The sequence below is a fragment of the Pseudoalteromonas sp. SR44-5 genome (assembly GCF_014163675.1).
GTDB classification, from domain to species: Bacteria; Pseudomonadota; Gammaproteobacteria; order Enterobacterales; family Alteromonadaceae; genus Pseudoalteromonas; species Pseudoalteromonas rhizosphaerae.
This window is the reverse complement of sequence record NZ_JACJDT010000200.1, coordinates 1-382: the sequence shown is the minus strand read 5'-3', so window position 1 is coordinate 382 and position 382 is coordinate 1. Positions and strand designations below refer to the sequence as shown.

Here is a 382-nt window from a genome sequence, read left to right as displayed (position 1 = left end):
TTTAAAACATTTAATTTAAATAAATGGTGCCGACTAACCGAGTCGAACGGTTGACCTACTGATTACAAGTCAGTTGCTCTACCAGCTGAGCTAAGTCGGCACACTAAACTGTGTGCTAAGGCACGTTTCAATTTTAAAGATTGATAACTTTGGATAAATGGTGCCTCGACGCGGAATCGAACCACGGACACGAGGATTTTCAATCCTCTGCTCTACCGACTGAGCTATCGAGGCACTTAAACAGTGCTAATTAAATGTTTAAAACATTTAATTTAAATAAATGGTGCCGACTAACCGAGTCGAACGGTTGACCTACTGATTACAAGTCAGTTGCTCTACCAGCTGAGCTAAGTCGGCACACTAAACTGTGTGCTAAGGCACG

The 382-nt window shown here is 42.1% G+C and carries 3 tRNA genes; all 3 read right to left on the bottom strand.

Going from position 1 to position 382, the window contains the following annotated elements:
* Window positions 1-24: 24 nt before the first annotated feature.
* Window positions 25-100 (bottom strand) — tRNA-Thr (locus tag H5154_RS23230).
* A gap of 58 nt (window positions 101-158) precedes the next feature.
* Window positions 159-234 (bottom strand) — tRNA-Phe (locus H5154_RS23225).
* Between the two features lie 47 nt (window positions 235-281).
* Window positions 282-357: transfer RNA gene (locus H5154_RS23220), tRNA-Thr, on the bottom strand.
* Window positions 358-382: the final 25 nt, after the last annotated feature.